At 31.2% G+C, this 13,982-nt stretch carries 9 protein-coding genes; 6 read left to right on the forward strand and 3 right to left on the reverse strand.

What is annotated here, in order from left to right; all coding sequences use genetic code 11:
* Positions 1-2: 2 nt before the first annotated feature.
* Positions 3-1,850 (reverse strand): invasion protein CiaB, encoded by a 1,848-nt coding sequence (gene ciaB, locus KDE13_RS01990; protein ID WP_212142709.1) that lies wholly within the window; start codon positions 1,848-1,850, stop codon positions 3-5.
* Positions 1,851-1,947: 97 nt separating this feature from the next.
* Between ciaB and KDE13_RS01995 the strand changes: the two genes are divergently transcribed.
* The 6 genes from KDE13_RS01995 (at position 1,948) to KDE13_RS02020 (ending at position 7,656) form a co-directional block, all read left to right on the forward strand.
* Complete coding sequence (locus KDE13_RS01995; RefSeq protein ID WP_212140072.1) at positions 1,948-2,361, forward strand: acyl-CoA thioesterase; 414 nt, start codon at positions 1,948-1,950, stop codon at positions 2,359-2,361.
* 95 nt (positions 2,362-2,456) lie between these two features.
* Positions 2,457-2,609: a hypothetical protein gene (locus KDE13_RS02000; RefSeq protein WP_212142710.1), complete on the forward strand. Its 153-nt coding sequence runs from the start codon at positions 2,457-2,459 to the stop codon at positions 2,607-2,609.
* Between the two features lie 854 nt (positions 2,610-3,463).
* Positions 3,464-5,341, forward strand: a complete 1,878-nt coding sequence (gene mnmG, locus KDE13_RS02005) for a tRNA uridine-5-carboxymethylaminomethyl(34) synthesis enzyme MnmG (protein WP_212141772.1) — start codon at positions 3,464-3,466, stop codon at positions 5,339-5,341.
* A gap of 502 nt (positions 5,342-5,843) precedes the next feature.
* Positions 5,844-5,921, forward strand: a complete 78-nt coding sequence (locus tag KDE13_RS09485) for a helix-turn-helix domain-containing protein (RefSeq protein ID WP_420838373.1) — start codon at positions 5,844-5,846, stop codon at positions 5,919-5,921.
* A gap of 12 nt (positions 5,922-5,933) precedes the next feature.
* Positions 5,934-6,890: a DNA (cytosine-5-)-methyltransferase gene (gene dcm, locus KDE13_RS02015; protein ID WP_212142711.1), complete on the forward strand. Its 957-nt coding sequence runs from the start codon at positions 5,934-5,936 to the stop codon at positions 6,888-6,890.
* Between the two features lie 10 nt (positions 6,891-6,900).
* A complete protein-coding gene (locus KDE13_RS02020) occupies positions 6,901-7,656 on the forward strand; it encodes a PDDEXK family nuclease (RefSeq protein ID WP_212142712.1) in 756 nt (251 codons plus the stop codon).
* A gap of 1,109 nt (positions 7,657-8,765) precedes the next feature.
* Here the strand turns inward: KDE13_RS02020 and KDE13_RS02025 are convergent.
* The gene (locus tag KDE13_RS02025) at positions 8,766-11,594 is read right to left on the reverse strand and encodes a DEAD/DEAH box helicase family protein (protein ID WP_212142713.1); all 2,829 of its coding nucleotides are present in this window, start codon (positions 11,592-11,594) and stop codon (positions 8,766-8,768) included.
* Between the two features lie 9 nt (positions 11,595-11,603).
* Positions 11,604-13,982 carry a site-specific DNA-methyltransferase gene (locus tag KDE13_RS02030; RefSeq protein WP_212142714.1) on the reverse strand — a complete coding sequence of 793 codons (2,379 nt, stop codon included), beginning with the start codon at positions 13,980-13,982 and terminating at the stop codon, positions 11,604-11,606.

Here is a 13,982-nt window from a genome sequence, read left to right on the forward strand (position 1 = left end):
TTTTATCCCAATTTACTTGCTAACTTCTGCCATCGCTCCCATTCGCCACTCTCATCAAGCTCATTGCCAATAGCTTCATATCGTGAATAAAAATACTCCACAAACTCTCGCGTTTTGCTATCTTTTGGTAGGTAACTCACACCGTCTTTAACGCAAAATTTATGTAAAAACTCACTCGCATCAACCTTTTTGCTGTAGTGAGTGGCTAGGTCACGGTAATTTACCAAACAAGCCGTTTTAAACTTCTCATATGCCATTTCACTCATATCTACATTTAAACTTTTACCGTCAAATTTCAAAACCCCGGTCTTAAAAAGCAGACTAAGATGAATAAGTCCTTCGCAGTAATACGCCCTAACCTCATCTACCTTTCGCCATCCAACAAGCCCAACAGAACGTGCGATAAGCTCAGCAAACACGCCCATCTTATACCGCTCATCCTCGTGTAAAAAGAAATTAACAAGCCCACCAGTTGTAGCCTTATACTCTTCAATAAATTTAAACACACCGCTTTTATTCATAGTAGCTTCTGTATCATTTGCGATAAATAAAATATGTCCAAACTCATGTCCGATAGTTGAAATCTCATAAATTTTCTTCCAAACATCAGGCTTTAAAAATAAAATCTCTCGGTTAAAATTTAAAAACTCATGGCTAAAAATTTCACTTCCAAGACGCATAAATGGCTTTGCTTTAGCACTCTCATAGACGTGATTGACAAAGGCAAAAATTTTCTTACCGCACGCCACACTCACGCTCTCATCATTTGGCACGACCTGTGCACTAAAAAGACCATTTAGCTCCGCCGCGTAGTAAATCATCGGCACAGAGATGTAAAGCTGGGTTCGCTCAATATTTGCATTTACCTGCCTATTTAGTGCTATATCATTCAAATTTATATCCGCACAAATTTGAGCGTAACTGCGTTTAACACGAGCCTTAAACTCACTCTCATCAACGCCACCGTCATCAACTAAGCGTATATCCCACTCCAAAGCCACTGCGTGAGTGTAGATATCTTCGTAATACTCAAGCGGATGTCCGGGTTGTAATGCTCCACGCACATCCATCCAAGCTATCTCGGCATCTTGCCACGCTGCGATAACCTTGTCGTTTTCACGCTCGGCAAAGGCGTTTTTAAGTCGCTCAAAATATATTATAAATTTATTATGCTCATCTGTTTTGGCTAGATTTTTTAAATTTAAAAGTGCATTTTTAAAGGCATTTATCACGACTTTTACCTCATCTGCAAACGCCACCGCATAAGGTGCAAAGCTAAACTTCTCCACTCCATTTTCGCTTGACTTTACAACCGCACCATAAGTTCTATCTGCTCTTACACCATTTGCATCCGTTTGAAACAGAGTGTTCTTGCTTATAAACTCAACTGCCTTTGTAATATCATCAAATTTAGCTTCAAACTCTTTATTTGTCGTGTCGATGATCCGCTCCTGCCAAACCGTCTGCCACGCATTTAAAGCAAGTCCAACTGAGTGCATAGCCTCTATGATAGCCACATTAAAATCATCTAATATCTTCTCATTTTTCACCTGTGTTATAAGCTCTGTGTGGCGTTTTTCATATAATTCTCTCACAAATTCAAACATCAAATTTAATATACGTTTTTGCTCATTTTCATCTATGCCAAGCTTTTTTAGCTCATTTTCAAGTGGGTCAACTTTAAGGTCTACAATACGGCGAAGCACCGCTATACGCTCACTTTTGTTACCATTTAAACCACAAATTTTTAAAGCCTTAATAATTAGCTCATCATTTAAATTTTTATAAAGTTTGTTAAGCTGGGCTTTTTGCTCACGCACAAGCTCATTTAATCTCTTAAAATCATTCATATAAATCCTTTAAAAGAGAGATTTTATCATAAAATAATTTAATATTATTTCAAATTTTTCTGCTACAATACAATAAAAACAAAGCAAAAGGAAAAATATGGAAAATTTATCAAGTTTTGGTGAACCACGCATAAAACTAGTCGCACTGCCAAGGGATACAAACTCAGCTGGAAATATCTTTGGTGGTTGGATAATGAGCCAGATAGACCTTGCAGGAGCGATTGCAGCACGCGAGATCGCACCTGAACGTGTCGTAACCATCTCTATGCAAGAGATAGTTTTTAAACAGCCAGTTTTTATAGGTGATGTCGTTAGTTGCTACGCTAAGATCATAAAAGCAGGCTCAACATCTATCACAACACGTATCGAAGTAACTGCACTTAGGCTAAATGAGAGTGGATTTCGTGAGTGTGTGCATGTAACAAGTGCGGTGGCAACGTATGTTAGTGTTACTAAAACAGGCGAGAAAAAGTTAATAGATCCTGAGTTAAAAAGGCTACATGGATTTTGATACGATGTAGTTAAACTGTGTAAACTTATGCGAAAGTGACTCTATGTCGCCAAGCTTGTTTTAGATAGTGCGACTTTGCAATCAAGCCTTGAGTTATGGTAAATATATTTGCTACACAGTGTTCAATCGAACAAGCCACAAATGTAGCTATCATCCACATAATTGCAAATTTACCATTTATATCGCTCGTACTACTCGCTCGCCCAAACCGCCGTGCAGACAAATATATTACAAAATATCGCACATAAAAATAGCTCTATAAATACCGCACCTGCTTTGTCAGAAGCCACTGCAATAAAACTTTTTAAGATATATTCATCAAATTAAATGGCAATCCTGAGTAAAAATGCATATGCTACAAGCACTGCACCGATAAAGTAAAACACTCACACAATTACGTAATAACGCAACATCTGCATAAATTTTAGCTTATCATCATAGACGCTCACACCACTTAAAACTGAGCTCGTAAAAAAGATAAGCACCGTAAAATACAACCATGATCAAGCCGCAGCTAAACGCGATACTACCAATGAAATTTGCTAAGCCGATTGATTGAGTTTATGATATTTGTATAGTTTGTGAGTACAAAATATACTTCCCATTAGCTATAAATACTCCGGTCATAATAGCTAAAATCACCACATCAAAAAGTGGCATTTTAGCCTTATCCACTATAGAATTTGGAAGAGTTTGGACTGTGTTTTCTGGGCTTAGTATATATCTCCTTTAAAATTTTGTAATTTTTAGCATAAGAGTTTTTAGCGGTAGCTTTTATGAGATATTTTAAATTTAAACTAAAAATCAGAAAATGACTTTAATCAAAAAAACACAAAATATTTAAAAATTAGATTTGGTATTTGTGCCATTTAGTTTGATATGGCTTCTAAAAGTTTTTATGTGAGATAGTCTAAGCTTGGATTGATATCTGCGGGGCAAGGCTTATCCTTTTTGTTTTAATTATTCGAATTTGATTTAAAAATACTTGCTTATTAATTTTTATTTTATAAGTTTAAATTTAATTTTTAAAAGCCTTATTTTATAGCAAATTTGATAAAATCGCAAAAATTTAAAGGCAGATTTAGTGAAAAATGAGATAAATATGAACTATGATGTTATAGTTGTCGGTGGCGGACACGCAGGCATTGAGGCGAGTTTAGCAGCTGCTAGAATGGGTAAAAACACACTTTTAATAACAATACTAGCCGAGCAGATCGGGGCAGCTAGCTGCAACCCTGCTATAGGAGGCCTAGCAAAAGGGCATTTAGTCAAGGAGATAGACGCTCTTGGCGGTCAGATGGGACTTACTACGGATGCAACAGGTATTCAGTTTCGTGTGTTAAATGAATCAAAAGGTCCAGCTGTGCGTGGCTCACGTGCTCAAATAGATATGGATAAATACCGCGTTTTTATGCGAAATTTACTGCTAAATACACCAAATTTAGAGATAACGCAAGAGATAGCAACTGAAATTTTAACAAATAACGGTGAAGTCATAGGTGTGACAACTCATCTTGGTAACACCTATAATACGAGCAAACTCATCATAACAACAGGCACATTTTTAAATGGGCTTATCCACGTTGGATTTAACAAGCTTGAAGCTGGTCGCGTAGGTGAGCTAAGTTCAAAAAATTTAAGCGAGAGCTTAAGGAGATTGGGGCTAAATATGGGGCGACTAAAGACAGGTACCTGCCCTAGGATAGACGCTAAAACGATTAATTTTAATGTACTTGAGTTGCAAAATGGCGACACCACTCCTACTCCATTTTCATTTAGAACGAAGAATTTCAACCCCATACAACTACCTTGCTATATCGCATATACAAACGAGACCACACACGAGACGATACGCTCAAATTTTGATAAAGCTCCGCTATTTACAGGACAGATTGAGGGTGTTGGACCACGATATTGTCCGAGCATTGAGGACAAGATAAATCGCTTTGGTGATAAAGACCGCCACCACCTTTTCGTTGAGCCACAAACACTTGAAGCGACAGAATACTACATTAACGGTCTTTCAACAAGTCTACCTTATGAAGTTCAAGTATCTATGCTACGTTCGATTAAGGGTTTTGAAAAGGCTCGTATCGTTCGCCACGGATACGCTATAGAATACGACTACGTAGACCCAACTGAGCTAAAACACAGCCTAGAGACTAAAAAACTAAAAGGGCTTTACTTAGCAGGGCAGATAAACGGTACGACAGGATACGAAGAGGCAGCAGCTCAGGGGCTTATGGCTGGTATAAATGCAGTTTTAAGCTTAAACGCCAAAGAGCCATTTATTTTACGCCGAGATGAAGCATATATTGGTGTTTTGATAGACGATCTTGTTACTAAAGGAACAAAAGAGCCGTATAGGATGTTTACCAGCCGTGCCGAATACCGTCTACTTTTACGCGAAGATAACGCCATTTTAAGACTTGGTAGATATGGGCGTGAGCTTGGACTGATAGATGAAGCGACGTTTGCAAGGATTGAGAAAATTCGCTCAAATTTAAAGCAAGGGCTTGAAATTTTAAATACCAAAGAGATCACGCCATCAAAAGAGAATTTATCGTTTTTAGCTTCACTTGATGAGGATATAATAAGCGAAAAAGTAGTGCTACAAAAGATAGTTGCACGCAGGAGCTTTACACGCGAAAAGCTAGTAAAGCTTGATGAGTTTTTTACAAATTTAGACGATGTTTGCTTGGAGCAGATTCTAACCGAATGCAAATACAGCCACTACATTGCTGAACAAAAACGACAGATAGACAAGATGAAAGATATGATGAACGTAAAGATCCCTGAAGGCTTCAACTTCCGTGGCATAAGCGGACTAAGCAATGAAGTGGTTGAAAAACTTGAAAAATTCGCTCCGCCAACGCTATTTGCCGCAAGTGAAATCTCTGGTATAACGCCAGCAGCGATAGATATATTACACATATATATAAAGATGATGTCTCAAAGTCAAGATGGGAATAGAGGATAAAAATTGATAATACGGAAAACAAAATAGGAGTGAAATTGACAAACACTTGAGCCATTATTTCTCACGATCAAACAATACAAAATACTATTGATGTATTTATAAATTTATATTTTAAGGATGATATTATAAAAGATTTATCAAAAAGAAATTTAAATTAAATGAGCAAGTGGAACAAGATTTGATAGACCTAGTCTTACATCAATGATGAAACTAAGTAAATATTGGCAATTGAAACAGTTATTGTAAAAGATATGAGCCAAATCGAAAAATATTACTTAAAAGCAGATCAATTTACGGGTCACTAGGGCAAAAAAGTATTTTTGAGAAAACTCAAGTTTTTGTTATAAATAGAAAAAGTTATTAAATAAAGATAGAAAAGTATGCATATATCATATCAACCATTGTGGGAACTATTATGATCAAAAAATATGAAGAAAAAAGATTTACTAAAGAAATCTAATTTAACTACAAATTGTATAGCAAATATGGAAAAGAATAGTATATATCTTTAAAGAATATTGAGAAGATATGTCTAGCTTTAGATTGTAATATCGGAGAAGTAATTAATTTTGAAAAATAGGAAAGTAATGATATGCTAAAATTTTTTGATTTTTGTTCAGGAATTGGAGGAGGAAGAATTGGATTAGAAAATAATGGACTTACATGTGCGGGACATTGTGAAATAGATGAAAAGGCTGCTGAAACTTATAATTTATTTTTTGATGATAATAGAAATTATGGTGATTTAACCAAATTAGAAATAAATAAGGTACCAGATTTTGATTTTATGATAGCAGGATTTCCGTGCCAAACATTTTCAATTGTTGGAAAAAGGGCTGGCTTTGAAGATGAGCGGGGACAAATAATATATTACTTAATAAAAATTATGAAGCAAAAGAAAGTGAAATACTTTATTTTGGAAAATGTTAAAGGTTTATTAAACCATAATAAAGGGAATACATTTAAAACAATAAAAAGTGAACTTGAAAGTATTGGATACAATATTTATTATAAAGTTTTAAATAGCTTTGATTATGGTGTTCCGCAAATGAGAGAGAGAATATATATTATTGGGTTTAAAAAAGAGTATGATAATGGAAAATTTGAATTTCCTATTAAAAATATTTCTAAAAAAAATTTTGACTATTTTTTAGACAAAGAAAATAATTTAGAACTAGATATTTTAGATAAAACATTTCAAAAATATTTATCTAACAAATATAATTATAATAAATTTACCAATGAAGAAGTATTAAGTTGGGAAAATTTTGTTATTGATTGGCGCCAGTCTGATTTAAGGCGTTATGATAAAACTTTTCCTACACTTAGAACAGGGAGACATGGGCTACTTTATATAAAAAACAATAAAATAAAAAGACTCAATGGATATGAAGCACTCTTGCTACAAGGGTTTCCTAAGCATATTGCAGAAAAAATAAAGAAATACAAACTAAATAACAATAAAGTATTGTCTCAGGCAGGTAATGCGATGACTGTAAATGTTATAGATAGTATAGTAAAAGAAATGATTAAAAATATTAAAGTATAAGAGTAAAAAAATGGGAGAAATTTATAGAGTCAAGTTAGGATCAAAAACTGCAAAAGATGGTTTTAAGAATGAACAGCATATTGCTGATAAATTTAATAATTGGGAAATTGATAATGAGGGCAGAGATTGGCTAATAATAATGGGATATAATTTAGAAAGAATAGATTATGTAAAAGCAATAGTTATTAGTGGCTACAAATCAGATTTAAATGTAAAAGTTCAAGTTAAATTAAAAGATGCTCTTGACATTGAGAATATACAAGTAAAATTGGTCAGTAATAAAAAAGGATTTAATCAAGTTGATAAAAGGTGGCTAAAAAGTTACAATGAATTGTGGAATATTCCTTCAGATATATATAAAATTTTACAATATTTTACTGGAGAGCTTAAACCATATAAAAATAATGTTAGAGATAATAGGAGAATGTTTATGGATGAATTAACTGAAGAAGAAATAAATTTAGTTTTAAATTGGTTAAATGATAATAAATTACTTATTATATCGGATATATTAAAGGGAAGGGGTGAATTTTCTGCAGAATGGGTATTAGTTGCTCAAAAATTAGAAGAAAATGCTAGATGGATTTTAAAAAATATAAATGAAGTAATAAATTATTATTTTGCAGATGGGAAAGTAGAAATTAGTCCTAGAGGATCTATAAAACTAGGAAAAGTTACAATACAAAGAAAAGGTGGAGATAACGGTAGGCTTAGTGCAAATATGTTACAATTTAAAATAGATCCGACAGAACTTTTCGATATATAACATTGTTACTTAAAGACAATTAAACATAAAAATCTAGTCGTCTTTTGTTATTGCAAGAAAGAAAAAATATACAAAAAGAAAACAAGAGAACAATCAATTTAAAATTCCAAAAAACTTAATCAAGAAATAGTAAAAAACGAGATAAGAAAATACACGAAAAAATAGTAGTACAAGACAATGGAGATTTATAAAAACAAAACCTAAAAGAGTACTTTAAAAAATAAAATAACCAAAAGTTGTGGTAAAAGACAAGAAAAATCAAATCGCAAAATTATCCCTTATTTTAAAAAGGTAAATTATACATCTTAGGAAATACTCTTTCAGCCCGCAGTGCTTTTATGTTTGTAGTGAGCAATAGTTACTTTTTATTTGCAGGAATAAGATAAATATAGAAAAACAAAAAGCAATAAATATAGTAAATATAATATAATACAGGAGTATGCTTTTAGCAGAATAAGCAAAGAATCGGTGCTTGAAAATATCTAAAAATATTTAACATTTTGTTGCAGGATATACAATTCAGTTATCTTGTTTGCAATAATTAATCATTTCTTTGTCATTTTTTGATAAAAATTCGAAAGCTTCTAAAGTTAAGTTTCTGCTATTTATTTATTCAATTAATAATGTTCTATTTTCAGGTTTAAGTACGGCTCAATAATTTTATATTTTTCAATACCAAATCAAGCCCTTCATTTTTTATTTGAGAAAATGTTGTGATTAGAAGCAATAAACTAAAATTTAGCCACACCTATTCCTATGGTAGAGATAGGTTTTTATTTTAAGCCTTAAGCATAGGTCTGCCGAATATAAATTTACAAATTTATATAAAATAAACAAATTCCGCCTACTATAAATATCGTATCGCCTATGAATTTTATGCATATAGTGTTTACAGATATTCGCTTTGCAAAATTCAGTGCTTCTTGCATACTCATACTCGCTTAAAGACTTGCTATAGCTTGATAATGGTTAAGATCATTAGTATAAGCATAGGTTAGCGATCAAAAACCAATCTGTATTTTAATAATATAATTTATTTTCTAAAAAGCTATCGATTAGAACAAACACAAAGATTTGCAGCACCTTTGTGTTTGTTACATTATTAAATTTTAATCAAAAATACTTAACAAGTTATCTTTTAAAAACCAATAATGCTCATACTCTTTTCCAACTGTTGTATTTGTTATCCTTACTAGTGCCAGTTTTACATCAATTTGAGTTTTTTCAATATTAAAATTTTTATTTAAAAAAACTTCATTATATCCGTCAATTTTATGCTGATAATCTCCAAATCTATCCCCTTTAGGGTCAATAAATAGTATTGTTTGCTTATTATCTTTTTGTAACCAAAAAATAAAATCAGGATAAAATTGTTTCTCTTCCCCATCTTCTGTATATGGGATATAGATATCTTTATCGTGGTATTGGCTTATTTTACTAAACATCCACCAATCATATTTTTTATCAATATCTCTACAAATTTCTGTGAGCTTTTCTAAAAAGACCACCTCACTCTCTTCTGAGATTATATTTTTTATCCAATCAAGATCTACTCCACTTATTACAGGATTATAGTAATGATTTAAAATTTTTTGAAACTTTGCATTATTAAAATATATATCTGTTGTTTGGTATAAATCAATCGCTTCTTTTAAAGAAATGCCATCTTCTTTTGCTTTTTGTGTTACTTCTTCATCTGTTAAATTTTGCATTTTAATTACTTTTAAAACAGTTTCTTCAAACTTCGCTTTTTTATCTTCTCTTACTTTTATTTTTCTAAAGTGTATGATCTCATCGTTTAAAGCTTTAAATGTATCTACTACACTTTGTTTGATATAAAGCTTATTTGTAAGCTTTTGGATTAAAACATCTAAAGATTTATAATGAGTATTTTTGTCGATAAAAAAAGCGTCATCTTTTTTTATCATTTGAGCAAACAAGTCATACTCTTTTTTATTATAAAGTTTATGCTTTAAAGCAAACATCTGAGGAGTAAGATTATTGATATAAATTTTTAAATCCTCTTTGTTCTTATCGCTTAATTTAAAAGCCTTTTTGCTACTTATCTTATCCGCACTTATTTTATGTTCTTTATATATAGGTATATAAAGTATTTTATTATTTATCTCACCTCTTTTAAGCGTTACTTCGTGCCAATCTATGCCTTTATTTTGCTCCTCTTGCCATGATATGATAGACTCAATAGCCTCTTTGTTTGTAGAAACAATAAATAAAGTCTCTAAAGTTTTTGCATTTTTACTAATTTGAGCTTTTCTATCGGTATCTATAAAATCTATTCTCTGACGACTTCCATTAACTGATTCAACTCTCATTCCTCTACCAATGGATTGAGTTACAAATTTTTTAGCTTCTTTATCCATGCCTATATTTAAAAAAAGCATAATATTGGGTCTTGTTGTATCCCAACCCTCATAAAAAGCTCGACTTCCTAAAAGGATATTTATACTACTATCGTCTAAAGACTTAAAATAACTCTCTTCTTTAAATGTTTCATCAATTTTTATATTTTTTAATTTTTCTTTAAGCCATGAACTAATATCTCCTATTTTGATTAAACAAAATGGTTTATCTGCACTATCTAATTTAAAAGCAATCTCTGTTTTATCTTTGGGATTTACAATAGCTTCTATATTTCCATTTTTTGCATAAAAAACCAACTCTTTTAACTCATTAAAAGATATTTTAGCCACTTGCTCTGCAAATTCAGATACGCCCTCCCCGTCTTTATCCGTTACAAGATATTTAGTGTCTTTAAATTCTCTTTTTAGATCTTTTATGGCTTCATTAAATGTATCTTCAAGATCATCTTTTGCAATGGATTGCAAGGTTTTAAAAAATAGCTCCGCATCTGCTTCAACTGTATTGACTGAGTTTGTAAAAACTACCATCATTGGATCATGATAAGCATTAGATAATTTATATTTTTTTGCAAGAGCTAAAAGTAGCAATGACTTTAACGTAGCTTGTTGCTTTTCATTTTCGTTTAGATCAGTTTTCTCCTTAAAAGCTTTTAAATCATTATCTAATAAAAATAGCTTTTTACCATATCCTTTTTTAACCCAAACTGCTTGGTTGAGATTATAAATAGTCGTTGCGATATCTGATTCATCAGTAAAAGTTGCACTAAAATTAAATAAAAATCCATTTTTAGCAAGTATTGAAAATATATTTTGTCTTTTAGAATCTTGTTTATCTCCTTTATGGGCTTCATCAAGGATTACATAGTTATTTCCATCATCAAGATAGTCCTTAAAATCAAGCGTTGCCTCTTTTCTCTCATCACTTATTAAATCAGCCCTGTAACAAAAAAGCTTTATAATTTGAGAGTCAAATACACTGCCAAATCTTTGTCTATCTTCATAATCTTTTAAACTAATCGTATCAATGCTTTTTTCTTTAAGCAGATTATATTCATCAACTTCTTTTTTAAATCTATCCAATAATCCTTCATTTGCTGTAAAAAATAAGATATTTTTCTTAGGTATTAGACCAAATTCCATTGCTTTATCTAAAAGTTCTATAAGCTTGATAATAACGATAGTTTTACCACTTCCCATCGTCATCCAAAAACTCATACGATTTACAAAATGACAAAATTCTATTCTTTTACCTAGCAGCTCGAAATACTCTTGCAATAAATCATTTGGTTTTAAATAGTCTAAATTTGAATGTGGATATTTTTTATACTCTTTATTATAAAATTCCTTCTTATTTGCATTATAATCGTTATAAAATTTTAATAAAACTCTAAAAGCATTCTCTAAAGCCTTGGCTTGATACTCAAACAAAGTTTTTTCATTTGAAAAGCTTTTAAAATTAAACTCACTTGTATTAACGCTTAAGTATTCATTTTCAGCTAATTGTTGTAATACTATTTTATAACTATACTCATCTATTAATTTTCTTTGCTTTGCCATAAAACTTCCTTACCAAAGTAATAGTGGTTTTAATATCTCAAGAAGCTCATACTCTTTATCTTCAAATATTACTTTTGTATCTGTTATCTCTTTTGGTCTTTTGCCGGTGATGTTATGAATAGTCTCTTTTAAGTCGATATCAGGATAAAGCTTTGATAAGTCCACTTTAAAGCTATCATTTTCACAGATAATCACATCTGATAGTTTTTCATCAAATAAAAAACAATCATTAATATCACCGCTATCTTTACTATCAAGATAATCATTTGGTGTATCTTTGTATTTTGTGCTTCTTAAAATTTGCTCGTATTGTTCTAGTTCATAATATTTAAAAATTCCGCCACCTTTATACTCTACTTCTTTTGAAATTCCACACTCAAAACCGCTTAAAACTTTTTTCATTCTTGGTATTATAACGCTATAAAAATGCTCTCCCATCTCGATGCCGATATACTTTCTGCCTAGTTTTTGTGCTGTTGCAACGGTTGTGCCACTTCCCAAATGGTAATCTAAGACTATTGAGTTTTTATCGCTACTTGCTTTTATAATTCTTAATAAAAGTGCTTCTGGTTTTTGGGTTAAATTTTCTTCTGATTGAATACGTTCTTCTAAATTTTTAGGGTCTATTGCCTGTATGTCAACCCAAACATCATCCAAAACATATCCATTTACTTGCATAATTAAATCACCATCCTTTGGCTTATAATTTACAGTTTTTAAATATCGTTTTAAATATCCATCAAAACGACTATCTGTTTTTGGATAATTAGGATACCTTATTTCATTATTATTTACTAAGAATGTCTTCCATCTTTCATAATCAACTGTAATTTGATAATTAGACGAATAACCTATTTCAAAATATGTTTTACTGTTTTGAATTTTTGAGTACCATAAAATTGTATTATGTTTTCGCGGATAATACGATTTTACTTGTCCTTGATATGTTCTAAAATGCCATACAATTTCATTTCTAAAATTCTCTTTACCAAAAATCTTATTTAAAAGCATTCGACCCATATAGTTTGCATTATTATCCAAATGCAGATAAAAACTCCCTTTTTTACTTAAAAGCTCTTTAGCCAGCTCAAGCCTATTTTCCATTAAACTAAGCCATGTGCTATCTTGGAATCTATCGATATATGCAAAGTCATCTCCTGTATTAAATGGCGGATCTATATAGATCAGATCCACTCTATCTTTAAACCTAGGAAGTATCGAATTTAGTGCTTGATAGTTTTCACTTTTAATCAAAAGTCCATCAAACTCATCAGGCTCAAAAAGGCTTTCAATCTCATCTTTAAACTCACTAAAATATTTTGTATCTATAGGTAAAAATTCATTTTCTAAAAGTGAGCTACTTTGAACTATCCCTAGCTCCTGCCACTCTTTTTCTTGCTCTTTGAAATTTTGATGATTTTTAAGTTTATCTATATCAAAACCTTTAGCTCTTAACCTATCAATGGTTACTACAATGTTTGAATTTAATACAAATCTGGGTTTATTCCATATTTTTACAAGTTCATTTTCAAACTGAGATATAAAATTTATAAGTTTTAAAGCTATTTTTTTAAAGCCTTGAATTTGATTAAATCTTTGTATATTAAAATCAACTTCTTGGCTAAACATATATTGATATATCCACATATCAAGCTGTTCGCTTAAAAATTTTTTCGCATCTTTATTGATAAAATAGTCTATATTTGATTGTCTTTCAAATACGCTAAAGGCCTTTTTTAGCTCTTCCTCGTTTAGTTCTACATCTGATCTTTTTGCCTCTTTTATAATATCAGCAATTTTTGTGATTTTTCCATTTTCAGAATAAGCTACATTAAAAGATAATGTTTTATCTTCTATCTGTTTTAATTCATATACAAGGTTTCGCTTCTCATTTGCCCTTTTACCTTCCATATTTGAAGCATCAAAAATATACTTTTTATCTTCTATCTCAATTTCAAGGTCTTTAAAAATTTTATCTGATTTGACATAATAAAGCATTTGGGTTTTGTAAAAAAGTGATGTATCTTGCTTGTTTGATATCACTCGTTCATAATCACTAAAGAATGTTTTAACTTGATTTGAGCTCTCGCCATAAGCTTTTGTGTAGATATTGTAAAAAAGTGGTGTATAGTTGTAGTAAATACTACCTGATTGACTAAAATATCTATGAAAAAAGCTATAAAGCTTATCATAAAGTTCATCTTTAAAATTTTCATTGTCTTTGTCTTTACAGAACTCATTTATCTGTTTAAGTAAATCTTCTTTTACTTTTTTAAAGTATGTCTGCTTTGCAATCATAAGGTTTATAAAACCAGATTTTCCTTTTACCTCTGCACCCACAAAAAGATTATTTAATATATCCCAAAATTTCTTCTCATTATTTGTCAT

Source organism: Campylobacter anatolicus, assembly GCF_018145655.1.
Classification (GTDB): domain Bacteria; phylum Campylobacterota; class Campylobacteria; order Campylobacterales; family Campylobacteraceae; genus Campylobacter_A; species Campylobacter_A anatolicus.

Bases quoted from the DNA above. Each gene is read 5' to 3' on its own strand.
- ciaB (WP_212142709.1), bottom strand. From the start codon at position 1,850: ATGAATGATTTTAAGAGATTAAATGAGCTTGTGCGTGAGCAAAAAGCC.
- KDE13_RS01995 (WP_212140072.1), top strand. From the start codon at position 1,948: ATGGAAAATTTATCAAGTTTTGGTGAACCACGCATAAAACTAGTCGCA.
- KDE13_RS02000 (WP_212142710.1), top strand. From the start codon at position 2,457: ATGGTAAATATATTTGCTACACAGTGTTCAATCGAACAAGCCACAAAT.
- mnmG (WP_212141772.1), top strand. From the start codon at position 3,464: ATGAACTATGATGTTATAGTTGTCGGTGGCGGACACGCAGGCATTGAG.
- dcm (WP_212142711.1), top strand. From the start codon at position 5,934: ATGCTAAAATTTTTTGATTTTTGTTCAGGAATTGGAGGAGGAAGAATT.
- KDE13_RS02020 (WP_212142712.1), top strand. From the start codon at position 6,901: ATGGGAGAAATTTATAGAGTCAAGTTAGGATCAAAAACTGCAAAAGAT.
- KDE13_RS02025 (WP_212142713.1), bottom strand. From the start codon at position 11,594: ATGGCAAAGCAAAGAAAATTAATAGATGAGTATAGTTATAAAATAGTA.
- KDE13_RS02030 (WP_212142714.1), bottom strand. From the start codon at position 13,982: ATGACAAATAATGAGAAGAAATTTTGGGATATATTAAATAATCTTTTT.